The following is a 19,684-nucleotide window of genomic DNA, read 5'->3' on the forward strand; positions in this document are numbered from 1 at the left end:
TCCTTCAGGGCCCTCATGGCCCAAGACTGAGTAATGGACAACGCGCCGGAGCAAGTGCTCCGGCGGTCAGGAAATTTCCCGCCGGAACGGCGGCAGCGCATTGAGAATAGCCTTGCCGTAGCGCTGGGTGACCAGGCGCCGGTCAAGCAAGGTGATGACACCGCGATCCTGTTCGGTTCGCAGCAGGCGGCCGCAGGCCTGGATCAACCGCAGCGAAGCGTCAGGCACGGCAATTTCCATGAACGGGTTGCCGCCACGGGCCTCGATCCACTCCGCCAGCGCCGCTTCGACCGGGTCGTCGGGCACGGCAAAGGGAATCTTGGCGATTACCACGTGTTCGCAGTAGGCGCCCGGCAGGTCGACACCCTCGGCAAAGCTGGCCAGGCCGAACAGTACGCTGTGCTGGCCATCGTCGACCCGCGCCTTGTGCTTGTTCAGGGTTTCCTGCTTGGACAGGTTGCCCTGGATCAGCACCAGCTTGCGCCAGTCACGGTCCAGGCCATCGAACACGTCCTGCATCTGCTTGCGCGAGGAGAACAGCACCAGCGCGCCGCGGGCGTCCTCGACGATGTTCGGCAGCTCGCGGATGATCGCCGCGGTATGCGCCGCCGCATCGCGCGGGTCGGCCTTGAGGTCGGGGACCCGTAGCAGGCCGGCATCGCCATGCACGAACGGGCTGGGCACCACGCAGGTAACCGCGTCACGCGGTAACCCCGAGCGCATGCGGAAGCGGTCGAACTTGCCCAGCGCGGTCAGCGTCGCCGACGTCACCAGCGCGCCATGGGCCACGCTCCACAGGCTGCGGCGAAGCATTTCGGCGGCCAGGATGGGGCTGGCGTTGACTTCGATGTCGAACAGCGCACCGCTCTCGGCCAGGGTCAGCCAGCGGGCCATGGGCGGGCTGTCTTCCGGGTCTTCGGCGGTAAAGGCCGTCCACAGCTCCCAGTTGCCCTGGGCGCGGGTGACCAGGCTACCGAACAGCGGGTACCACTCCTCGGCCTGGTGGCTGGCGATGCCGATGCTGACCTCGCCGTCCATGCCTTCCTTGAGCAGGTCGGCCAGGCGGGTGAACAGGTCGTTGAGGCGGGCAAAGCCCTTTTTCAGCTCGATGCCCACTTCGCGGATCTGCTCCGGCACCACGCCGCCTTCGAAGCGGTAGCGGGGGCGCTCACGGCCTTCGTTGTCCTCGCTGGGGCGGAAGTCGGCAACCTGCTCGCACAGGGTGAACATGAACTGCTGCTGCGTGCGCACTTCCCGCGCAAGCTCTGGCACCTGCTCGATGTACTTGCCCAGGTCACCGGGCAGCGGGTGCTGGGCCAGCAGCTTGGTAAGATTCTTGGCGGTCTGCTCCAGCCAGTCGGCAGTGGAGCGCAGGCGCGAATAGTGGGCGAAATGGCCGATGGCCTTGTCTGGCAGGTGGTGGCCTTCGTCGAACACGTACATGGTGTCGCGCGGGTCGGGCAATACCGCACCGCCGCCCAGGGCCAGGTCGGCCAGCACCATGTCGTGGTTGGTGACGATCACGTCGACCTTGCCCATGCCTTCGCGGGCCTTGTAGAACACGCACTGCTGGAAGTTCGGGCAATGACGGCCGGTGCACTGGCTGTGGTCGGTGGTCAGGCGCGCCCAGTCCTGGTCTTCCAGGGCTTCGGGCCAGCTGTCGCGGTCACCGTCCCAGCGGTTGCCGGCAAGCTTCTCGATCATGCTGTTGAACAGTTTCTGGCTGCGCTCGTCGACTTCGATGCGGAAGCCTTCTTCCTCGAACAGCTGGGCGGTGGCCGACTGGGCGTGGCCCTCCTGCAGCAGGATGTCGAGCTTGGACAGGCACAGGTAACGGCCACGGCCCTTGGCCAGGGCGAAGCTGAAGTTCAGCCCGCTGCTACGCATCAGGTCGGGCAGGTCCTTGAAGACGATCTGCTCCTGCAGCGCCACGGTGGCGGTGGCGATCACCAGGCGCTTGCCGGCAGCCTTGGCGGCCGGAATGGCAGCCAGGCTGTAGGCTACCGTCTTGCCGGTACCGGTGCCTGCCTCCACTGCCACCACGGCAGGCTCGCCAGCACGGCGGCCTTCTTCGTCACAGGCGATGTCGCCGAGCACCTTGGCCACTTCGGCGATCATCAGACGCTGGCCATAGCGTGGCTTGAGGCTCTTGGCTTCGAGAAAACGCGTATAGGCGCCCTGGATGGTGGCTTTGAGTTCGTTGCTGATCATGGTCTGCAGGCGCCCGGAGGGCTGGATATATTTTCAGTGTTTCGCATGGGGCGGCTATCATACCCCGCTATTGCCCTTTATGCCGCATGGAGATCCGGATGCTTGCCTTTGCCCTGCCCTACACACTGCATGTACTGGCCGCCCTGGTGTGGGTCGGCGGCATGTTCTTCGCCTGGCTGGTGCTGCGCCCGGCAACGGTTGCAGCCCTTGAAGGGCCTGCCCGGCTGCGCTTGTGGGTGGAAGTTTTCCGACGCTTCTTCGGCTGGGTCTGGCTGGCCGTGGCGATTTTGGCGATAAGTGGTATCGGCATGTTGCACATGCGCTTCAGCGGCTTCGAGACTGCACCGAAGTATGTGCAGGTGATGATCGGTGGGGGCATCGCCATGTTTGCCCTGTTCATGCGCATCCAGGCATTGCTGTTGCCGGAACTGAAGGCGGCGGTGCAGGCCGAGGACTGGCCGGCGGGTGCGGCAGTGCTGGGGCGGATTCGGCGGATGGTCGGGATCAACCTGCTGCTGGGCCTGGCCGTGGTCGCAGTGGCCAGTTCGCGCCTGATGATCTGATGCTGCCTGCACCGGCCCTATCGCCGGCAAGCCAGCTCCCACAGGTACTACCCATGGCTTGCCGGCGATAGGGCCAGTACAGGTTTCACAGGCGCTGCAGGATCAGTTCGCCCGCTGCCCCCGCCAACCCGGGCTGGCCCGGCTGCCCCGGGCGGCCATTGGCACCGGCGTCGGTGCGGTACACCAGGCAGCCCTTGCTCGCCCCGCCTTTACCGGCCTTGCCAGCAGCCCCGGCCTTGCCCGGTGCACCACCGTCCAGGCGCACCACGATGCGCTCCTGCGGGAAGCCCTGCGGCACGCTCAGGCGGATGCGCCCACCCGGCGCGCCATCGTGCCCGTTGCCGCCGTCATCGCCATTGGCACCGCGGCTGGCCTGGCCCCAGGTGCAGCCACCGGCCTGGCCGTTGGCGCCATCGAGCCCCACGTAACCCGGCGCACCGGCACCGCCACGGGCATCGATCGCCAGCCGCTCGGCATCCACTTCAGCCAGTTTCAGGTCCAGGCTGCGACCCGACCGGGCTCCCCGCTGGTAGGTGCCCGCCGCCCCCGGCGCACTGAATTCGCTGCCCTCACCCAGCCGCGCGCTGCGCGCCTCGATCAGCAACGGGCTATCGGACGGTGCAATGGCGATACGCGCATCGCGCCCCAGTTCCAGCTGGTCGACCTTCAGTTCCGCGAGCGAGGCAGGCAGCAGCAGGGTTGCGGCGTCAGCGACACGCAGGTGCGCAAGGTGCACGCTGGCCGACTTGTCGGGCAGGCGCAGCATGGAGTTGGCAGCGACCACCAGGCTTTCGGCCTGGGCCAGGGGAGCGGCCAACATGGCCAGCAACATCAGATTACGCATTTCGCGGCGCCTCCTGCGCACGGGGAATGGACATGACATGGAAGATACCCGTCAACAGGATCTGCAGACGATCGAACCAGCGGTGGCTGCGCCCGCGCAAGCTGCCATTGAAGAACAGCACTTCGAGCAGGTGCAGGCCCAGCAAGGCGATGCCCGCGGCGTTGATCAGCAGGTTGAAGGGCAAAGGTTGTGGCATCAACTGATTGAACAACACCACACCCCAGAAAGCGACTGTCAGGACCTTGCCCAGGCCCAGGATGAACTTCATACCCCGCCCCCATGGATTGTTGTTATGTCGAGACGGCCCGTTCGAGCGGGCCGTGCGACCAACATTAACTGCAATGCCAAGGCAGGCGCCAGCACCGCTCAGTTGAGGTGCAGCTCCACCCGTCGGTTGCGGGCGCGGCCCTCCTCGCTTTCGTTGTCGGTAAGCGGTTCACTCTCGCCGCGCCCCTGACTGGTGACCTTGCCCGGCGCCAGCCCCTGGCCGATCAAGTACTCGGCCACGCTGCCGGCGCGGCGCTCGGAAAGCGCCTGGTTATAGCTGTCGGAGCCTACGTTGTCGGTATGCCCGATCACGCTGACCTTGGTCACCGTCGGTGAATCGAGTTTCGCCACCAGGCCCTGCAGGCGCTGTTGGGCCGCCGGGGTCAGCTCGGCGGAGTCGAAGGCGAACATCACTGCGCCGTTGTCATCCAGGATGATCACCTCTGGCGAGGGTTCAGGTTCAGTGGCAGGCGGCGATGCGGGGTACACTTTCAACGGGCAACCCATGTGGTCGACCGTAGTGTTGGCAGGGGTATCGGGGCAACGATCGCGGCGGTCGAAAATGCCGTCGCCATCTTCGTCACCATCCTGGGCGTAACAGATCAGGCCCCCGGCAATGGCACCAAGGGCACCGCCGCCGGCCGCCCAGCTTGAACTTTCGATGGCCCCCAGGCCACCACCGACCAGGCCGCCGAGCAGGCTGCAGATGGGCCAGGTCCTTTGGTTGAGGGGCGCGCTGCCATCGCTGTGGGTGGCGCAGCCCGTGAGCAGGCTGGCAGCCACCAACAGCGGCAGCGCCGCCTTCGACGTCACACTCATGCTGAATGCTCCTGTGTCATTGGCCACTAACGGCTGACCGCCGTCAAGGCACGCCCGTGCCACTGCTCAAGGCACGGGCGCACGCCGTTCTACCGCTGGATCTTGATCTCGGTACGGCGGTTCATGGCACGCCCGTCGGCCGTGGCGTTGTCGGCCACCGGCTGGGTTTCACCGGCACCGACCACCGACACGAAGCTGCTGCGCGGCACACCGCTCTCGACCAGGTAATCGGTCACCGAGTGGGCACGGCGCTCGGACAGTTTCTGGTTGTAGCTGTCGGAGCCGACGCTGTCGGTATGGCCGCTGACGCTCAGGCGGGCAGACGGCGCTTCCTGCTTCAGGCGCGTGGCAATGGTGTTCAGGCGCTCCTTGTCGCTGGCGGTCAGGCGCGCAGAGTCAAACTCGAAGTGCACATCGCGGATGACGATGACTTCTTCCTTCTGCACCACCACTTCCTCCACCACCGCAGCCGGCTGCGGCGGGCAACCGTTGGCATCCACCTGCACACCACGCGGGGTGCCAGGGCACTTGTCACGGCTGTCCGGCACGCCGTCGCCATCCTCGTCGCCATCGCCATGGGCCCAGCAATAGCCCGCCGCCAGGCCACCGCCCAGCAACGCGCCCCAGCCAGCCCAGCTGGAACTCTCGATGGCGCCCAGGGCAGCGCCGCCTACACCCCCGACGGCAGCACATTTCGGCCAGTCGGTCTTTTGCAAACCTGCACAACCAGTCAACACACTGGTGAGCAGGACCAGGGGTATCGCTGTGCGTACTATGCTCATTTCATTGCTTCTCCTAGGGGGAATCGGCATAAGGCCGATCTCTGGGAGTAAAGACCGAGCATTTGATCCCTGCCACCAATAAGCCACGACACGGTCACATGCCTCTTTGCCCGCACGCTGCGGCCCGCTAGTCTTGGACGACTTCAACGAGGATTGCCAATGACCGACGGTTTTTCCCAGCGCACCCCGCAGCAGGCCCTGGCGGCCCTGCTGGAGCGCTTCACCCCGCAACGCCTGCTGCTGGTAGGCACGCGCTTCCCGGCGCTGGACGCTTTCGCCCAGGCGCACCCACAGGTAACCATCGCCACTGCCGCCCCAGGCCCGCTACCGGCCGAACTGGCAGCCCAGCGCTTTGACCTGGCGGTACTGGTGGACTGCCTGGAGCACCTGCCCAAACGCACCGGCCTGGAACTGCTCGGTGGCATTCGCAACCTCAATGCCAGCCGGGTCGCGGTGCTGACCGACCTGGCCGCCTGTGGCTGGCAAGACACCGATTTCTTTGCCCTGGCCCTGTCGGCCAGCGAGAAATTCCGCCGTGACCAGCAGGTATTGAGCCTGTTCACCTATGATCTACATGACTACAAACAGGTACCGGACTGGCTCAACGCCAAGTTCTGGGCCAACCCTGAAAACTTCGGCAAGTACTGGTGGTGATGATGAGTGTCTCGGTCTGCCCTTGTGGCAGTGGCAACCTGCTCGAAGCCTGCTGCGGGCATTACCATGCCGGCACCCCGGCACCGGATGCCCAGGCCCTGATGCGCTCGCGCTACAGTGCCTACGTGCTGGGCCTGGTCGACTACCTGGTGGCCACCACCCTGCCGGCCCAGCAAGCCGGCCTGGACCGCGCCGCCATGGCCGCCTGGAGTGCCCAGAGCACCTGGCTGGGCCTGGAGGTGGAAAGCGCAGAAGTGCTGGGCGGCCAGCCGGAGCACGGTTTCGTCACCTTTACCGCTCGCTGGCACGACCAGGAGGGCGACCATCAGCACCGCGAGCGCTCGGCATTCGTCCAGCATGCCGGGCGCTGGTACTTCATCGACCCCACGGTCGGGCTCAAGGCCGGGCGCAACGACCCCTGCCCCTGCGCCAGCGGCCAGAAGTTCAAGAAATGCTGCGCCAGTTACGTGGGTAGCTGAACATGATCGCCCGCCCCCGCCCGCTGCTGTTCGCCGCCCTGATGGCATGGCTGGCACTGCTGGCGGGCTGCGCCAGCTGGGGCGGTGATGACTGGCGCGAGCCCGAGGTGCACCTGGTCAAGGTGGAGACAGTCAAGGCCAGGTTGCTGGAGCAGGAGTTCGTGCTACACCTGCGGGTCGACAACCCCAATGACAGCCGCCTGTTCATCCGCAACCTGTCGTATGCCATACGCCTCAACGACCTGTTGCTGGTGCAGGATGAAACCAGCCTGTGGCGCAGTGTCGGCGGGCATGCCCGGCGCACCTTCAAGATCACCGCGCGGACCAACCTGTGGCAGCACCTGAAACCGCTGGCCAAGCTGCTGAAAAGCGAGCAACCGTTGCATTACAACCTGCAGGGCGAGCTGGCGACCGGGTTGCTCATCCATCGGGACCTGCACTTGTCGCGCAGTGGTGAGATAATCCCCGGCGATTACAACCCGGAGTAACCCTGCAATGTCCCAACAACCCCACGTTCATGGCCCTGACTGCAACCACGATCATGATCACCACCACGATCATGGCCATGTACACGGCCCGCACTGCAACCACGGCCACCAGGAGCCGGTACGCAACGCCCTGAAAGACGTTGGCCGTAACGACCCTTGCCCGTGCGGTAGCCAGAAAAAGTTCAAGAAGTGCCACGGCGCCTGACCTGAACAGCACTTGCGCGTCCCTGCTGCGGGCCGCGCTGTGGGTAGTCGGGGCCTTCCTGCCTAGCTGGCCCTTGCAGGCCCGGCTACCTTGCGCTGCAGCACCCCGGCGGTGGCCATGAGCAGCACGATGCACAGGGCCATGCAAATGGCATTGGTGCCGTCCCAGCCGACCGAGCCCAGCAACAGCGACGGGCTGAATGCGCCAATGGTCGCGAACACCGCAATGGCCAGATCGTTTTTCCCCTGCATCTGCATCGCAGCCGGGCTGTTTTGCAGCGTTTGCGCCAACAGCGCCCCCCCACCCACGTAGGTCAGGTTCCAGCCCAGGCCGAGGGCTATCAGCGCCAAGGTCATCATCGCGTAGCTGTGCGACCACAGGTTCATGGCCGTGCAACCGATCAACAGGCCCAGGCCTAGACAGATGGTGGCCCTGATCCCGAGCTTGTGGATGATGGCGCCAGTGAAGAACGACGGGGCGAACATGGCAATCACATGCCATTGAATCGCCAGGCGAACGTCGGAAAAGTCCTCATGCATGTGTTTCATGTGCATCGACGCCTGGATCATCAGCAAATTCATGATTCCGTAGCCCAGCGCGGCCACTGCCATGGCCAAGGCGACCACCGGGCTCAGCGGCTCAGCGGCTGTACCAGCCGGTTTCGCTGCACGGTCGGTATCGGCGATACCGCTGTCGTCGGGCAGGCAAACCGCAATGAGTAAGGACATCACCGCCAGGCCGACAAAGGCGGCGTAACACAGCGAAAACAACGGATACCCGCCAAGGTCGCGCAGCCATTCGGTGAGCGCCGGCCCGACCACGGCAGCGATCACCCCACCTGCCACGACCAGCGAAAGCGCTCTTGGCTTCAGGTTCTGGGCCAGATTGTCGGTGGCCGCGAAGCGGTTGAAGTTGGCAAACGCAATGTAGATGCCCAATGCCGAATGACTGACCACCAGCGTCGGGAAGTGCTGGTACAGCACGGCCAGATAGCCGGTGATGCCGGACACCGCCAAAGGTATCGAGCCCAGCATGAACGCCCGCTTGCGGCCGATACGGCTCATCAGCCCGGAGACCGGGTAGGTAGCCAGCATCATGCAGAGAAACTGAAAACCGTAAGGCACCGTGGACCACGTGGCGGCAGGTGCCAGTGCCGCCCCGACAATGGCCGCCATGGTCACGGACATGACCGCAGTCGTCAGATTGATCGATTGCGCGGTGAAAAACAGATAAGTGCGCCGCGGTAGTGTGCTCGACATAGCGTGTGCTCACGGTAGGTGGACGGGGTGATTTCGACATCGCGAAAAGTGCCGACAGCTGCATGGTCGCATCTGCCGCGCTCTGAAATGCGAACAGTCGACGCGCTTTCCGGTTAACTGTTAGGCTATTTTTTCTAACAGTTGCAGGACCCGACATGCGCCCGCATAGCCTTCATGACCAGTTGAAACAGCGCCTTGAAGCCGGCGAATGGCTGCCTGGGCAGCGCATGCCGTCCATCCGCAAGCTGAAGGCGGCGGTCAACTGCAGTTACCACGATGTCGTCTCCAGCTATGCCCGGCTGGTCAGCGAAGGTGTGTTGACCGCCATTCCTGGCCGCGGCTACTTCGTCGCCAGCCATACACGGCAAACCGGCACGGTGGATGCGCCCACAGGCATGGCCGGCGACCCATTGTTCAGGCTGCTGCAGGGGGGCCAGCACTACACCAAACTGGGCAGCGGCTGGCTGCCACCCGCCTGGCGTGACACCGAGCTGCTGGCCAAGGCGATTCGGCGCACCGCGCGGCTGGAGCAGAGTTCGCTGGCGGAATATGGCGACATCCAGGGCTACCTGCCCATGCGCAAACAGCTGTGCGTGCACTTGAAACGCCTGACCCGTGTCGATGCCCAGCCAGGCCAGTTGCTGACCACTCTGGGCGCCACGCAAGCGCTGGACCTGGTGGCGCGGTTGCTGATCAAGCCAGGCGATCACGTGTTCGTCGACGAGCCCGGCAATGGCAACCTGATCAAGCTGATCCAGTTGGCCGGTGGCCACGTGGTCGGGGTGCGGCGAACCCAGGACGGACCGAACGTGGAAGACATGAAAGAGCACCTGGCCAGGCACAAGGTCAAGGCGTTCTTCTGCAACAGCACCTTCCACAACCCGACCGGCGGCAATATCAGCCCGCACAATGCCTTCAGCATCTTGCGTCTGGCGGTGGAACACGACTTCTTCGTGGTCGAGGATGATGTCTACGGCGACTTCAGCCCGGGCGTGCGCCAGACCTTTGCCGAACTGGACAACCTTGAGCGGGTCATCTACATCGGCAGCTTCTCCAAATGCCTGTCCGCTTCATTGCGCGTGGGCTACATCGCCTGCTCGACCGACCTGATAGAGCCGCTGACACGCCTGAAACTGCTGACCTGCGTGGCGGTGCCGGCGTTTTGCGAACGCTTCGTCAACACCATCCTGTCCGACGGCACCTATGCCCGGCACATGCAAGACCTGCAGCAGCGCCTGATCCGCCAGCAGGCGCAGACCCAACGGTTGTTAAGGGAACGTGGCTGGCAGTTCGACATAACGCCGCAAGGCGGCATGTTCCTGTGGGTCTACCACCCCGAACTGGCCGACCTGCAGCCCTTCATGCATCGCCTGGAACAGCACAAGGTGCTATTGATGCCAGGCTCGGCCTTCGCCGTCAGCCGTGACTATCAACGCCATGCGCGCATCAACTGCACGCACTTTTCCGACGCCGTGGCCGAGCATTTCAAGGTTTGAGTGCCTGTCTTGAGTTTTGAGAGGGTGCGTAAATCGAGCGCCGCCCGCGCGGCGCATCGCGAGCGAAGCTCGCTCCTACATCTGTTTCGGGCCAGTATCGCCTGTGCCAGCGCACGCGACCGCCTTGTTTGTACGACGCGATATCGAGCCATGCGCCAAGGCGTTCGCGCGCAAATCCCACAGGAATAATTGGCCCGAAACAAATGTAGGAGCGAGCTTCGCTCGCGATGCGCCGTGCGGGCGGCGCTCGATCCCACAGGCGCCACACACCCCACGCCAAGCACAAAAAATAAAGCGCCCAGGGACCTTGCACGGCGCCTGCGCGCTAACTACCTTAGCGCCTTTCCAAAACCGCCACGCCTTGCAGGAGCCCTTGTCATGGCCGCCCCCGCCTTTCCTCCCTTCCGCCCGCGGTTCGCAACCGCTGCCACGCTGCTCGGCATGCTCGGGCTGGCCGGCTGCCAGACGGGCGGCTACCAGGACAGCGTGCCACCGACCAGCGGCGTGCAGCCGCTCAAGGGCCTGGCGCAGAACGTCTCGGTACGGCGCAACGCCATGGGCGCGCCACTGATCGAAAGCAGCAGCTTCCATGACGCCCTGTTCAGCCTGGGCTATGTGCACGCCGGCGACCGCATCGAGCAGATGGTCGCCATGCGCCTGCTGGCCCAGGGCCGGCTGGCCGAGCTGGCCGGCAGCGACGCGCTGGACATCGACCGCCTGATGCGCGCGGCCAACCTCAAGCAGAGCGCCGCCCAGCAGTACGCCGATGCCTCGCCACGGCTCAAGCGCTTCTTCGAAGTGTATGCACGCGGGGTCAACGCCTACCTGTTCCGCTACCGCGACAAGCTGCCCGCCGGCCTGGCCAGCAGTGGCTACCGCCCCGAGTACTGGAAGCCCGAAGACTCGGCCCTGATCTTCAGCCTGTACGCCTTCAGCCAGTCGGTGAACCTGCAGGAAGAACTGAGCGCCCTGGCCCTGGCGCAGAAAGCCGGCAGCGACAAACTGGCCTGGCTGCTGCCCGGCGCCCCGGACGAGCCGTTGGCCGAAGCCGAAGTGGACAAGCTCAAGGGCCTGAACCTGGCCAGCCAGTTACCGGGCCTGCCGGCCCTGGCGGCTGCCAGCCAGAAGCTCGCCGACCTCGACCTTCTGGGCAGCCCTGGCTCGGCCAACCTGGCCCTGGCGCCGCAGCGCAGCCACAGCGGCAAGAGCCTGCTGGCCAGCGACAGCCGAGCTGCCTGGGCCCTGAGCCCGGTGCAGATCCACACCGGCAAGTACCAGGTCGCCGGCCTGTCGTTGCCCGGCCTGCCGATCGTGCTGGCCGGCTACAACGGCAAGCTGGCCTGGAGCAGCAGCGCGGTCATGGCCGACAACCAGGACCTGTACCTGGAGCAACTGCGCCAGCAGGGCAGCCAGCTGAGCTACCTGGCCGACGGCAAATGGCTGCCGGCCCGCGCCCGTAGCGAAACCTTCTTCGTCCGCGGCCAGCGCCCACTGCGCGAGGTGATGTACGACACCCGCCACGGCACCCTGTTGGCCCAGCCAGGCAATGCCAGCCTCGGCCTGGCGCTGAACCTGCCTCAGTTCAAGGGCGACCGCAGCCTGGATGCACTGTTCGACCTGACCCGGGCCAAGAGCGTGGAGCGTGCCTTCGACAGTACCCGTGAAGTGACCGCCGCCGCCCTCAACTTCATCTTTGCCGAACCCGAGCACATCGGCTGGCAAGTCAGTGGGCGCTACCCCAACCGCCGCGAAGGCCAGGGCCTGCTGCCCTCGCCGGGCTGGGACGGGCGCTACGACTGGGACGGCTATGCCGACCCGATGCTGCACCCTTACGACCAGGACCCGCCCGCCGGCTGGATCGGCCACGCCAACCAGCGCAGCCTGCCGCGTGGCTATGGCATGCAGCTGTCCAGCACCTGGTACTACCCCGAACGCGCCGAACGTCTGGCCCAGCTGGCCGGCAATGGCCGTCACGACAGCCGCAGCCTGATGGCCCTGCAGAACGACCAGACCACCCTGCTGGCCGACAAGCTCAAGCAGATGTTCGACGCCCCCGGCATGGCCCAGCCACTCAAGCAGGCCATCGACGCCCTGCCCGCTGCACAGCGCGACAAGGCGCGGGACGCGCTGGCCCGGCTCAAGGCCTTCGATGGCCGCCTGAGCCCGGTATCGAGCGATGCCGCATTGTACGAACTGTTCCTCCAGGAAGTGGCCCGGCAAACCTTCCTCGACGACCTGGGCCCGGAATCCGGCCCGGCCTGGCAGGCCTTCGTCAGCAATGCGCGGTTGTCGTTCTCGGCACAGGCAGACCACCTGCTGGGCCGCGACGACAGCCCGTTCTGGGATGACCGCAGCACCCCGCAGAAGGAAGACAAGCCGGCCATCCTGGCCCGCAGCCTGGCTGGCGCAGTGGATGCCGGCACTGCGCAACTGGGTGCCGACCGCCGCGCCTGGCAGTGGGGCAAACTGCACCAGTACCGCTGGCCGGCACCGGCCTACCACGGCCTGGGCGATACCATCAGCCGCTCGCCGCTGGCTGCCGGTGGCGACTTCACCACCCTGGCCCTGACGCCATACGCCTGGGGCAGTGACTTCGACACCCGCCTGCCGGCCTCGGCACGGATGATCGTCGACTTCGGCCAGGCCGAGCCGTTGCAGGTGCTGACCAGCAGCGGACAGTCCGGTAACCCGGCCAGCAAGCATTACAGCGACGGCCTGGACGCCTGGTTCAAGGGGCGCTTCATGAGCCTGCCGCTGCAGCAGCAGAACTTCGGGCGAGCGTATGGCAACCAGCGGCTGACGCTAGTACCGGCTCGCTAAGGGTTAAGGTTCCAACTCCTTATCCTCCATCCAGGTCTTTAACCTCCTCCGGACCGCGTGTGCTGTATCGGAACACGCGGTTTCCATTCATTTAGAGGATGTTCGTCATGACCACTGAAACCCTGAAGATCGAAGTCTCCTGGCCAGAAACGCAAGAAATTCCAGATGGCAGCACCATCGAGTTACAGCTGTGGGCCGGTGATGAAAATGCAAGCTACAGCATGATCGACGTTGAAATTTGCAAACCGGCAGTTACCTCACCGGTCACCTTTGAAGTTCCTGTCAATGTACAGGAACTGCAAATTGAAGACGGTACCTCCAGCTGGGACTACTTCCACACATCTCCCAGGCTGGTGCAGGGAGGGTTGATCAAGAATATCGCCTACGCAGAAAAGATCAGCGTGGCGGAGGCCTTGGCATCCGGCTGGAAAATGTCCTTGCGCTGAGCAGTGACTGACTAGTAATGGCCATCGCCCCTCCCCTGGGTGCGATGGCCGCTGGACAAGCCGGTGCAAGAGGCAGATGACCTGGCGACCTTGGCAGGCATTGCACGCCTGCAGTAGCCAAGTTGCCTGTACCGGCCGAACACATCCGGAATGAGGCAGACGCGGCAAATCTATGCTTCTATCTGTGTGCCGACCCGTGTCGCAGACCGTTTTCGCCACGCAGCCAGGACCACCATGCACCATTCAACCCACGACCTGCTTTCCCCCGTTCCGGGCGTCACGCGCCAACTGCACAGTTTCCACTTCGGCCCCCGCGGTGGCGGCAAGGTCTATATCCAGGCCTCGCTGCATGCCGACGAGCTGCCCGGCATGCTGGTAGCCTGGCACCTCAAGCGCCACCTGGGCGAACTGGAACAGCAAGGCCGCCTGCAGCGCGAGATCATCCTGGTCCCGGTAGCCAACCCGGTTGGCCTGGAACAGGTGCTGCTGGACGCGCCACTGGGGCGTTTCGAGCTGCAAAGCGGAGAAAACTTCAACCGTAATTTCGTCGATCTGTCGGACAACATCGGCGACCAGATCGAACAGCACCTGACCGAGGATCCAGCACACAACCTTGAGCTGATCCGCGAATACCTGCGCCGAGGGCTGGACGCACACCCCGCGCGCACCCCGCTACAGGCTCAGCGCCTGATTCTGCAACGCCTGGCCTGCGATGCCGACATGGTGCTGGACCTGCACTGCGACTTCGAGGCAGTCGAACACCTGTACACCACGCCAGACGCCTGGCCGCAAATCGAACCGCTGGCCCGCTATCTGGGGGCCCAGGCCAGCCTGCTGGCCACCGACTCGGGCGGGCAGTCGTTCGATGAATGCTTCAGCCTGGTCTGGTGGCAGTTGCAGCAACGCTTCGGCAAGCGTTTCCCGATCCCGCTGGGCTGCTGCTCGGTCACCGTGGAGCTGCGTGGCCAGGCAGATGTCAGCCACGACCTGGCCAGCAAGGACTGCCAGGCGATCCTCGACTTCCTGACCCACGCGGGGGTGATTGAAGGTGCCGCAGCCGCCCTGCCCGCCTTGCGCTGCCCGGCCACGCCGCTGGCCGCCGTCGAACCGGTGATAGCGCCACTGGGGGGGCTACTGGTGTACCACGCCAGACCGGGGCAGCATCTTGAGGCCGGCCAGCTGATTGCCGAAGTCATCGACCCACTCAACGACCGGGTGACCGCCGTGCACAACAGCCAGCCCGGCCTGCTGTATGCCCGCAGCGTGCGGCGCATGGCAACTGCCGGCATGGTCATCGCCCATGTCGCCGGCGAACAGGTATGCCGCAGCGGTTATCTGCTGGGTAACTGACCAGGCAAACCGTTGCCGCGTTGCTCAGGCCACAGGCGCGGGTGGCGGCTCGTCAGGCAGGGTCGGCTCGCCCGGCTCCATAGGTGGCTTTTCACCGGGGTCCGGTGGCTGCGGGTCATCGGGATCTGGCTGGTGAGGTACGCCCCCCGCTTGCATAGGCAGCGGGTACGCCAGCAATGACCATGGCAGCAAACCGACGTGATTGGGCTGCAGGCCAGCCAGCTTGGCACTGATTGCGGGGTGGAGTTTCATTGGCAGCTCCTGGCGAGAGCCGTTGCGCATCATGCGCACCGGCGTTACCCATTGGAGTGCCAAAGGCGCGGGGAAATTCCCCGCGCTCGTCGGCTCAGGTGCGCGGCAGGGTGACGCCGCGCTGGCCCTGGTACTTGCCGCCACGGTCCTTGTACGACACTTCGCATTCTTCGTCGGACTGCAGGAACAGCATCTGTGCCACACCTTCGTTGGCGTAGATCTTCGCCGGCAGCGTGGTGGTGTTGGAGAACTCCAGCGTCACGTGGCCTTCCCACTCGGGTTCGAGCGGGGTGACGTTGACGATGATGCCGCAACGGGCGTAGGTGCTCTTGCCCAGGCAGATGGTCAGCACATCGCGCGGAATGCGGAAATACTCGACGGTGCGCGCCAGGGCGAAGGAGTTCGGCGGGATGATGCACACGTCGCTCTTGATGTCGACGAAACTACCGGCATCGAAGTTTTTCGGGTCGACGGTGGCCGAGTTGATGTTGGTAAACACCTTGAATTCATCGGCGCAGCGCACGTCATAGCCGTAGCTGGAGACGCCGAAGGAGATCACCCGGCTGTCCTGTTCGCCGCGCACCTGGCGCTCGACGAACGGTTCGATCATGCCGTGTTCCTGCGCCATGCGGCGAATCCACTTGTCCGATTTGATGCTCATGGCGGGGTGTCCTGAAGAGTTGCGAGGGGAAAAACCAGACGCGCATCTTACCGGTCCCCGCGCCCGGGTTAAAGTTCCTTGCCTCATCCCGCGCCGGGCGGGGGCTGCAGCCGCCGTCGATCCGAATTTGCGTAAAGCGCCTTCTGACCATTGGCAGGTTGCGGAAAGTGGGGTAAGGTGACGCCACTGTGCTGCACGTGACACCGAGAATCTCTAGTTTGATGCACGATCCTGATCGGCCCATCGCTGAATTTTCTGCTCTCTTTGCGCTCAGTCCCGGCCAGGGTTTTTCCTGACCGTTATCAAATTGTCCAAGGAGACAGAAAAATGTCCAACCGTCAATCCGGTGTTGTTAAGTGGTTCAACGATGAGAAAGGCTACGGCTTCATCACCCCTCAGTCGGGCGACGACCTGTTCGTGCACTTCAAAGCCATCCAAGCTGACGGCTTCAAAACCCTGAAAGAAGGCCAGGCTGTTACTTTCGTCGCTACCCGCGGCCAGAAAGGCATGCAGGCTGAAGAAGTTCAGATCGCCTAAGTCGATCGAAGCTTCCTTGCTTTCAAAAAACCCGCCTTCCGGCGGGTTTTTTTATGCCTGGCCGAAAGACCGAGTCGGCCTCTTTGCGGGTAAACCCGCTCCCACAGGGACAGCGCTGTACCTGTGGGAGCGGGTTTACCCGCGAAGCAGGCGACTCGGTCTGCCAGTCAATCTTCGCTGATGGTAATGCTAGGCATTGCCGGCGCCGCCGCTTCCTGCAGCACGATCCGCGCGCCCACCTGACGGGCCAGCTCCTGGTAGACCATGGCAATCTGGCTTTCCGGCTCGGCAATCGCCGTCGGCTTGCCGCTATCGGCCTGCTCGCGAATCAGCATCGACAGCGGCAACGACGCCAGCAGGTCGACACCATACTGGCTCGCCAGCTTCTCGCCACCGCCTTCGCCGAACAGGTGCTCGGCATGGCCGCAGTTCGAGCAGATGTGCACAGCCATGTTCTCCACCACGCCCAGCACCGGAATGTTGACCTTGCGGAACATCTCCACGCCCTTCTTGGCGTCCAGCAGGGCCAGATCCTGCGGGGTGGTGACGATTACCGAGCCGGCCACCGGCACCTTCTGCGCCAGCGTCAGCTGGATGTCACCGGTGCCCGGCGGCATGTCGATCACCAGGTAATCCAGGTCGTCCCAGGCAGTCTGGGTCACCAGTTGCAGCAGCGCGCCGGAAACCATCGGGCCACGCCAGACCATCGGCGTGTTGTCGTCGGTGAGGAACGCCATGGACATGACTTCCACGCCATGGGCCTTGATCGGCACGAACCACTTCTGCTCGCGAATCTGCGGGCGGGTACCTTCGGCGATACCGAACATCACGCCCTGGCTGGGGCCATAGATGTCGGCATCGAGAATGCCCACCCGCGCACCTTCGCGGGCCAGCGCCAGGGCCAGGTTGGCTGCGGTGGTCGACTTGCCCACACCGCCCTTGCCCGAGGCCACGGCGATGATGTTCTTGACGTTGGCCATGGCCGGCACCTGGGCCTGGGCCTTGTGCGCGGCCACCACGCAGTCGATCGACACCTGGGCACTGCTGACGCCCTCGAGGTTGCCGATCGCGGTCTGCAGCACCTGGGCCCAGCCGTTCTTGAACAGCCCTGCGGCATAACCCAGCTGCAACTGCACGCTGACCTGCCCGCCCTGGATATCGATGGCGCGCACGCAGCCGGCGCTGACCGGGTCCTGGTTCAGGTAGGGGTCGGTGTACTGGCGAAGCACGCCTTCGACGGCGGCACGGGTGACGGCACTCATGGAGACTCCCATTGGCAAACTGAATGTAAAACAGACGCCTATCCTAACCCGTCAATCGTCAGCAGATGCTTCTGCTGGGTGAAATATATTCGCCAGCCCTTTATAGTTGCCGATCAACCTCATTTTTACCCCGTCGCCAGATAAGTAGCCGAGCCACCATGTCCGAGCCACGCCAGATTCTCGTCACCAGCGCCCTGCCCTATGCCAATGGATCGATCCATCTTGGCCATATGCTGGAGTACATCCAGACGGACATGTGGGTGCGCTTCCAGAAGCTGCGCGGCAACCAGTGCATCTACGTCTGCGCCGACGACGCCCACGGTTCGGCCATCATGCTGCGCGCCGAGAAGGAAGGCATCACTCCGGAACAGCTGATCGCCAATGTCCAGGCCGAGCACAGCAGCGACTTCGCCGACTTCCTGGTGGATTTCGACAACTTCCACTCCACCCACAGCGAAGAGAACCGCGAGCTGTCGGGCCTGATCTACACGCGCCTGCGTGAAGCCGGGCACATCGCCACCCGTTCGGTGACCCAGTATTTCGACCCGGAAAAGGGCATGTTCCTCGCCGACCGCTTCATCAAGGGCACCTGCCCCAAGTGCGCGGCCGAAGACCAGTACGGCGACAACTGCGAAAAATGCGGCGCAACCTACGCGCCCACCGAGCTGAAGAACCCCAAGTCGGCCATTTCCGGTGCCACCCCGGTACTGCGTGATTCCCAGCACTTCTTCTTCAAGCTGCCGGACTTCCAGGCCATGCTGCAGCAGTGGACCCGTAGCGGCACCCTGCAGGACGCAGTAGCCAACAAGCTGGCCGAATGGCTCGATTCGGGCCTGCAGGAATGGGACATCTCCCGCGACGCGCCATACTTCGGCTTCGAAATCCCGGGCGAGCCAGGCAAGTACTTCTACGTGTGGCTGGATGCGCCGATCGGCTACATGGCCAGCTTCAAGAACCTCTGCGCACGCCGCCCGGAGCTGGACTTCGACGCGTTCTGGAACGAAGGCTCCAAGGCCGAGCTGTACCACTTCATCGGCAAGGACATCGTCAACTTCCACGCCCTGTTCTGGCCAGCCATGCTCGAAGGCGCCGGCTTCCGCAAGCCGAGCGCAGTCAACGTGCACGGCTACCTGACCGTGAACGGCGCCAAGATGTCCAAGTCGCGCGGTACCTTCATCAAGGCCCGCACCTACCTCGACCACCTGCAGCCGGAATACCTGCGTTACTACTACGCGGCCAAGCTGGGCCGTGGCGTCGATGACCTGGACCTGAACCTGGAAGACTTCGTGCAGAAGGTCAACTCCGACCTGGTCGGCAAGGTGGTCAACATCGCCAGCCGTTGCGCCGGGTTCATCCACAAGGGCAACGAAGGCGTGATGGTGGCTGGCGATGCCGCACCGGAGCTGACCGAAGCCTTCCTGGCGGCCGCCCCGTCGATCGCCGATGCCTATGAAGGCCGCGACTTTGGCCGTGCCATGCGCGAAATCATGGCGCTGGCCGACCGCGCCAATGCCTGGATCGCCGACAAGGCTCCATGGTCGCTGGCCAAACAGGAAGGCAAGCAGGATGAAGTGCAGGCCATCTGCGCCCAGGGTATCAACCTGTTCCGCCAGCTGGTGATCTTCCTCAAGCCGGTGCTGCCGGTGCTGGCTGCCGACGCCGAGGCCTTCCTCAACGTGGCCCCGCTGACCTGGAACGACCACCTGTCGCGCCTGGAAAACCACCAGCTGAACCCGTTCAAGGCACTGATGAGCCGCATCGAACCGGCCAAGGTAGAAGCCATGGTCGCCGCCAGCAAGGAAGACCTGCTGGCCGCCGAAGCCAAGGCCCCGGCCGGCAACGGCGAGCTGGCCAAGGACCCACTGTCGGCGGAAATCGAGTTCGACACCTTCGCAGCCGTCGACCTGCGCGTGGCGCTGATCGTCAAGGCCGAAGCCGTACCGGGTGCCGACAAGCTGCTGCAACTGACCCTGGACATCGGTGACGAGCGCCGCAACGTGTTCTCCGGCATCAAGTCGGCCTACCCCGACCCGTCCCAGCTGGAAGGCCGCCTGACCATGATGGTGGCCAACCTCAAGCCACGAAAGATGCGCTTTGGTGTCTCCGAAGGCATGGTCATGGCGGCCGGCCCTGGCGGTGAGGAGATTTACCTGCTGAGCCCGGACAGCGGTGCCAAGCCAGGCCAGCGCATCAAGTAACAAAACCTGCTGGACCTTGTGGGAGCGGGCGTGCCCGCGAAACGGACTGCGCGGTGCATGGCACTGGCGTTGCCGGTGTTCGCGGGCACGC

Annotated in this window: 20 protein-coding genes; 11 read left to right on the forward strand and 9 right to left on the reverse strand. The window is 64.3% G+C overall.

Features of this window, described 5'->3' with window-relative positions:
* Positions 1-66: 66 nt before the first annotated feature.
* Positions 67-2,211 (reverse strand): ATP-dependent DNA helicase DinG, encoded by a 2,145-nt coding sequence (gene dinG, locus MKK04_RS20700; protein WP_207832895.1) that lies wholly within the window; start codon positions 2,209-2,211, stop codon positions 67-69.
* A gap of 98 nt (positions 2,212-2,309) precedes the next feature.
* On the opposite strand from dinG, the gene MKK04_RS20705 reads away from it, so the two are divergent.
* Positions 2,310-2,774, forward strand: coding sequence for a CopD family protein (locus tag MKK04_RS20705; protein WP_207832898.1), 465 nt, complete (start codon positions 2,310-2,312; stop codon positions 2,772-2,774).
* 85 nt (positions 2,775-2,859) lie between these two features.
* Here MKK04_RS20705 and MKK04_RS20710 read toward each other — a convergent pair whose 3' ends face one another.
* The 4 genes from MKK04_RS20710 to MKK04_RS20725 form a co-directional block, all read right to left on the reverse strand.
* A complete protein-coding gene (locus MKK04_RS20710) occupies positions 2,860-3,618 on the reverse strand; it encodes a collagen-like protein (RefSeq protein ID WP_207832900.1) in 759 nt (252 codons plus the stop codon).
* Positions 3,611-3,886, reverse strand: coding sequence for a DUF1145 domain-containing protein (locus tag MKK04_RS20715; RefSeq protein ID WP_051100302.1), 276 nt, complete (start codon positions 3,884-3,886; stop codon positions 3,611-3,613). Before MKK04_RS20715 ends, MKK04_RS20710 begins: the two co-directional genes overlap by 8 nt.
* Positions 3,887-3,984: 98 nt before the next feature.
* Positions 3,985-4,704, reverse strand: a complete 720-nt coding sequence (locus MKK04_RS20720; RefSeq protein WP_207832902.1) for an OmpA family protein — start codon at positions 4,702-4,704, stop codon at positions 3,985-3,987.
* 89 nt (positions 4,705-4,793) lie between these two features.
* On the reverse strand, positions 4,794-5,486 hold the full coding sequence (locus MKK04_RS20725) for an OmpA family protein (protein WP_063913119.1): 693 nt from the start codon (positions 5,484-5,486) through the stop codon (positions 4,794-4,796).
* 159 nt (positions 5,487-5,645) lie between these two features.
* Here MKK04_RS20725 and MKK04_RS20730 point away from each other — a divergent pair, with 159 nt between their 5' ends.
* The 4 genes from MKK04_RS20730 to MKK04_RS20745 are packed head-to-tail and all read left to right on the forward strand — an operon-like array spanning position 5,646 to position 7,312.
* Complete coding sequence (locus tag MKK04_RS20730) at positions 5,646-6,140, forward strand: DUF6231 family protein (RefSeq protein ID WP_207832904.1); 495 nt, start codon at positions 5,646-5,648, stop codon at positions 6,138-6,140.
* Between the two features lie 2 nt (positions 6,141-6,142).
* Positions 6,143-6,619 carry a YchJ family protein gene (locus MKK04_RS20735; RefSeq protein WP_063913121.1) on the forward strand — a complete coding sequence of 159 codons (477 nt, stop codon included), beginning with the start codon at positions 6,143-6,145 and terminating at the stop codon, positions 6,617-6,619.
* Between the two features lie 2 nt (positions 6,620-6,621).
* A complete protein-coding gene (locus tag MKK04_RS20740) occupies positions 6,622-7,107 on the forward strand; it encodes an LEA type 2 family protein (protein WP_207832906.1) in 486 nt (161 codons plus the stop codon).
* Positions 7,108-7,114: 7 nt separating this feature from the next.
* Positions 7,115-7,312: an SEC-C metal-binding domain-containing protein gene (locus tag MKK04_RS20745; protein WP_003258907.1), complete on the forward strand. Its 198-nt coding sequence runs from the start codon at positions 7,115-7,117 to the stop codon at positions 7,310-7,312.
* A 62-nt stretch (positions 7,313-7,374) separates the two neighbouring features.
* Here the strand turns inward: MKK04_RS20745 and MKK04_RS20750 are convergent, their stop codons facing one another.
* Positions 7,375-8,571 (reverse strand): MFS transporter, encoded by a 1,197-nt coding sequence (locus tag MKK04_RS20750; RefSeq protein WP_241105943.1) that lies wholly within the window; start codon positions 8,569-8,571, stop codon positions 7,375-7,377.
* 155 nt (positions 8,572-8,726) lie between these two features.
* Between MKK04_RS20750 and MKK04_RS20755 the strand changes: the two genes are divergently transcribed.
* The 4 genes from MKK04_RS20755 (at position 8,727) to MKK04_RS20770 (ending at position 14,683) form a co-directional block, all read left to right on the forward strand.
* Positions 8,727-10,067 carry an aminotransferase-like domain-containing protein gene (locus MKK04_RS20755; RefSeq protein ID WP_207832910.1) on the forward strand — a complete coding sequence of 447 codons (1,341 nt, stop codon included), beginning with the start codon at positions 8,727-8,729 and terminating at the stop codon, positions 10,065-10,067.
* A gap of 378 nt (positions 10,068-10,445) precedes the next feature.
* Positions 10,446-12,887, forward strand: coding sequence for a penicillin acylase family protein (locus tag MKK04_RS20760; protein WP_241105944.1), 2,442 nt, complete (start codon positions 10,446-10,448; stop codon positions 12,885-12,887).
* Between the two features lie 107 nt (positions 12,888-12,994).
* Entirely contained in the window at positions 12,995-13,333 is a 339-nt protein-coding gene (locus MKK04_RS20765; RefSeq protein ID WP_233687016.1) for a hypothetical protein, read from the forward strand.
* 234 nt (positions 13,334-13,567) lie between these two features.
* Complete coding sequence (locus MKK04_RS20770; RefSeq protein WP_207832917.1) at positions 13,568-14,683, forward strand: succinylglutamate desuccinylase/aspartoacylase family protein; 1,116 nt, start codon at positions 13,568-13,570, stop codon at positions 14,681-14,683.
* A gap of 24 nt (positions 14,684-14,707) precedes the next feature.
* On the opposite strand, the gene MKK04_RS20775 is transcribed toward MKK04_RS20770, so the two are convergent.
* Complete coding sequence (locus MKK04_RS20775) at positions 14,708-14,935, reverse strand: hypothetical protein (RefSeq protein WP_063913128.1); 228 nt, start codon at positions 14,933-14,935, stop codon at positions 14,708-14,710.
* A gap of 94 nt (positions 14,936-15,029) precedes the next feature.
* The gene (dcd, locus tag MKK04_RS20780) at positions 15,030-15,596 is read right to left on the reverse strand and encodes a dCTP deaminase (protein WP_003258001.1); all 567 of its coding nucleotides are present in this window, start codon (positions 15,594-15,596) and stop codon (positions 15,030-15,032) included.
* A gap of 327 nt (positions 15,597-15,923) precedes the next feature.
* Between dcd and MKK04_RS20785 the strand changes: the two genes are divergently transcribed.
* A complete protein-coding gene (locus tag MKK04_RS20785; protein ID WP_003254922.1) occupies positions 15,924-16,133 on the forward strand; it encodes a cold-shock protein in 210 nt (69 codons plus the stop codon).
* Between the two features lie 167 nt (positions 16,134-16,300).
* Here the strand turns inward: MKK04_RS20785 and apbC are convergent, their stop codons facing one another.
* Positions 16,301-17,395 carry an iron-sulfur cluster carrier protein ApbC gene (apbC, locus tag MKK04_RS20790; protein WP_016713757.1) on the reverse strand — a complete coding sequence of 365 codons (1,095 nt, stop codon included), beginning with the start codon at positions 17,393-17,395 and terminating at the stop codon, positions 16,301-16,303.
* 158 nt (positions 17,396-17,553) lie between these two features.
* Here apbC and metG point away from each other — a divergent pair, with 158 nt between their 5' ends.
* Positions 17,554-19,593 (forward strand): methionine--tRNA ligase, encoded by a 2,040-nt coding sequence (gene metG, locus MKK04_RS20795; protein WP_063913130.1) that lies wholly within the window; start codon positions 17,554-17,556, stop codon positions 19,591-19,593.
* Positions 19,594-19,684: the final 91 nt, after the last annotated feature.

The sequence above is a fragment of the Pseudomonas sp. LS.1a genome (assembly GCF_022533585.1).
In the GTDB taxonomy this organism is placed as follows: domain Bacteria; phylum Pseudomonadota; class Gammaproteobacteria; order Pseudomonadales; family Pseudomonadaceae; genus Aquipseudomonas.

What these genes read in the sequence shown, in the direction of transcription:
- MKK04_RS20740 (WP_207832906.1), top strand. Translation starts at nt 6,622, where the DNA reads ATGATCGCCCGCCCCCGCCCGCTGCTGTTCGCCGCCCTGATGGCATGG.
- MKK04_RS20735 (WP_063913121.1), top strand. Translation starts at nt 6,143, where the DNA reads ATGAGTGTCTCGGTCTGCCCTTGTGGCAGTGGCAACCTGCTCGAAGCC.
- MKK04_RS20775 (WP_063913128.1), bottom strand. Translation starts at nt 14,935, where the DNA reads ATGAAACTCCACCCCGCAATCAGTGCCAAGCTGGCTGGCCTGCAGCCC.
- dcd (WP_003258001.1), bottom strand. Translation starts at nt 15,596, where the DNA reads ATGAGCATCAAATCGGACAAGTGGATTCGCCGCATGGCGCAGGAACAC.
- MKK04_RS20755 (WP_207832910.1), top strand. Translation starts at nt 8,727, where the DNA reads ATGCGCCCGCATAGCCTTCATGACCAGTTGAAACAGCGCCTTGAAGCC.
- MKK04_RS20725 (WP_063913119.1), bottom strand. Translation starts at nt 5,486, where the DNA reads ATGAGCATAGTACGCACAGCGATACCCCTGGTCCTGCTCACCAGTGTG.
- dinG (WP_207832895.1), bottom strand. Translation starts at nt 2,211, where the DNA reads ATGATCAGCAACGAACTCAAAGCCACCATCCAGGGCGCCTATACGCGT.
- MKK04_RS20730 (WP_207832904.1), top strand. Translation starts at nt 5,646, where the DNA reads ATGACCGACGGTTTTTCCCAGCGCACCCCGCAGCAGGCCCTGGCGGCC.
- MKK04_RS20705 (WP_207832898.1), top strand. Translation starts at nt 2,310, where the DNA reads ATGCTTGCCTTTGCCCTGCCCTACACACTGCATGTACTGGCCGCCCTG.
- MKK04_RS20715 (WP_051100302.1), bottom strand. Translation starts at nt 3,886, where the DNA reads ATGAAGTTCATCCTGGGCCTGGGCAAGGTCCTGACAGTCGCTTTCTGG.
- MKK04_RS20770 (WP_207832917.1), top strand. Translation starts at nt 13,568, where the DNA reads ATGCACCATTCAACCCACGACCTGCTTTCCCCCGTTCCGGGCGTCACG.
- MKK04_RS20720 (WP_207832902.1), bottom strand. Translation starts at nt 4,704, where the DNA reads ATGAGTGTGACGTCGAAGGCGGCGCTGCCGCTGTTGGTGGCTGCCAGC.
- MKK04_RS20765 (WP_233687016.1), top strand. Translation starts at nt 12,995, where the DNA reads ATGACCACTGAAACCCTGAAGATCGAAGTCTCCTGGCCAGAAACGCAA.
- apbC (WP_016713757.1), bottom strand. Translation starts at nt 17,395, where the DNA reads ATGAGTGCCGTCACCCGTGCCGCCGTCGAAGGCGTGCTTCGCCAGTAC.
- MKK04_RS20750 (WP_241105943.1), bottom strand. Translation starts at nt 8,571, where the DNA reads ATGTCGAGCACACTACCGCGGCGCACTTATCTGTTTTTCACCGCGCAA.
- metG (WP_063913130.1), top strand. Translation starts at nt 17,554, where the DNA reads ATGTCCGAGCCACGCCAGATTCTCGTCACCAGCGCCCTGCCCTATGCC.
- MKK04_RS20785 (WP_003254922.1), top strand. Translation starts at nt 15,924, where the DNA reads ATGTCCAACCGTCAATCCGGTGTTGTTAAGTGGTTCAACGATGAGAAA.
- MKK04_RS20745 (WP_003258907.1), top strand. Translation starts at nt 7,115, where the DNA reads ATGTCCCAACAACCCCACGTTCATGGCCCTGACTGCAACCACGATCAT.
- MKK04_RS20710 (WP_207832900.1), bottom strand. Translation starts at nt 3,618, where the DNA reads ATGCGTAATCTGATGTTGCTGGCCATGTTGGCCGCTCCCCTGGCCCAG.
- MKK04_RS20760 (WP_241105944.1), top strand. Translation starts at nt 10,446, where the DNA reads ATGGCCGCCCCCGCCTTTCCTCCCTTCCGCCCGCGGTTCGCAACCGCT.